General features: G+C 68.5%; 3 protein-coding genes and 1 pseudogene. 1 reads left to right on the forward strand and 3 read right to left on the reverse strand.

The genetic code is table 11. The annotated features are described in order from the left end of the window. The 3 genes and pseudogenes from AX737_RS36350 to AX737_RS24645 all read right to left on the reverse strand — a co-directional run. Positions 1-136, reverse strand: a pseudogene (locus tag AX737_RS36350) (arsenical-resistance protein); the annotation flags it as partial. A gap of 7 nt (positions 137-143) precedes the next feature. Next, positions 144-581: an arsenate reductase (glutaredoxin) gene (gene arsC / locus AX737_RS24640; RefSeq protein ID WP_066925913.1), complete on the reverse strand. Its 438-nt coding sequence runs from the start codon at positions 579-581 to the stop codon at positions 144-146. Continuing rightward, positions 574-933 (reverse strand): metalloregulator ArsR/SmtB family transcription factor, encoded by a 360-nt coding sequence (locus AX737_RS24645; RefSeq protein ID WP_066925917.1) that lies wholly within the window; start codon positions 931-933, stop codon positions 574-576. The genes arsC and AX737_RS24645 overlap by 8 nt, the downstream gene beginning before the upstream one ends. Positions 934-983: 50 nt before the next feature. Between AX737_RS24645 and AX737_RS24650 the strand changes: the two genes are divergently transcribed. Further along, on the forward strand, positions 984-1,506 hold a 523-nt coding region (locus AX737_RS24650; RefSeq protein ID WP_066925920.1), incomplete at its 3' end, for an NAD(P)H-dependent oxidoreductase.

Genomic DNA, 1,506 nt, shown 5'->3' on the forward strand with positions numbered 1-1,506 from the left:
CGACCGGCAGGTTCACCTTGGCGACCTCGGCCGCGCCGACGGCGTGGAAGAAGCCGGGCATGACGTGGCCGAGCGCAATGCCGGCCCCGATGCAGAGCGCGACCCAGAGGGTCAGGTAGCGTTCGAAGGTGCTCATGGCGTCCTCAGGCGGTTGCGACGCGGCGGCCGCGCTCGTCCACGACGCGCTCGCCGTCCTCCTTCACGAACTCGCCCTGCTGGGCGGGAAGGAGGTCCAGCACCGTCTCGGACGGCCGGCACAGGCGCACGCCCTTCGGGCTGACGACCAGCGGGCGGTTAAGCAGGACCGGGTGGGCCTCGACCGCGTCGAGGAGTTGCTCGTCGGTCAGGGCAGGGTCGCATAGGCCGAGCTCGGCGTAGGGTGTGCCCTTCTCGCGCAGCGCGTCACGCACCGTGAGGTCGGCGCGAGCGAGAAGTTGCTTGATGAGCGCCCGGCTCGGTGGCGTCTTGAGGTACTCGACCACGTGCGGCTCGACCCCGGCGTTGCGGATCATCGCCAAGGTGTTGCGGGACGTGCCGCACGCGGGGTTGTGGTAGACGACGACGTCGAACGCCTCAGGCATGGGCGGTGTCTCCGGTGGGGCAATCGCAGGCGGACAGAGCCGCAACGGCGGGGGCGCAGACTTCGGGTCGGCCCTGGCAGCAGTCGCGCATCAGGAAGGCGATCAGGTCGGACAGGCCGGCATAGGCGGCGCTGTAGATGACCGACTTGCCCTCCCGCCGCGATGTGATCAGCCCGGCATGCGAGAGCTCCTTCAGGTGGAAGGACAGGTTGGTGTTCGCCACCCCGACCTCGGTCGCCAGTGCGCCGGCCGCGAGGCCGTCCGGTCCGGCGGTGACTAGCGCGCGCACGACCCGGAAGCGATGCTCCTGCCCCAGCGCGGCGAATGCGGCGACGGCTTGCCGTTCGTCCATGGTTGGTCCATCAATCCAACGTTCGTTGAAACGTATGGGAAGATGATTTCGTGGACAAGCCCCAGCAGCCGTTTACCGACGGGATGCCGAACCTGAGCGAGGCGCACTTTGAAATGCCGACCTCGGAGCGGGTGTTGGCGCCCGCGCCGCTCGACCACGCGCCGCGCTTCCTGATCCTTTATGGCTCGCTTCGGGAGCGCTCATTCAGCCGCTTCCTCGCCTACGAGGCGGCGCGGCTTCTGGAAGCCATGGGCGGAGAGGTGCGGATCTACGACGCCCACGGCTTGCCGCTGCCCGACGACACGACCGCGGACCACCCGAAGGTGCAGGAGCTCCGGCAGCTCTCGATCTGGTCGGAAGGGCAGGTCTGGGTCAGCCCCGAGAGACACGGCAACCTGACCGGTGTGATGAAGGCCCAGGTCGACTGGCTGCCGCTTAGCGAGGGCTCGGTGCGCCCGACGCAGGGCCGCACCCTGGCCGTCATGCAGGTTTCAGGCGGTTCGCAGAGCTTCAACGCTGTGAACAGCCTGCGGGTGCTGGGCCGCTGGATGCGGATGATCACCATCCCGAACC

The sequence above is a fragment of the Methylobacterium sp. CCH5-D2 genome (genome assembly GCF_001556475.1).
Taxonomy (GTDB): Bacteria; Pseudomonadota; Alphaproteobacteria; order Rhizobiales; family Beijerinckiaceae; genus Methylobacterium; species Methylobacterium hispanicum.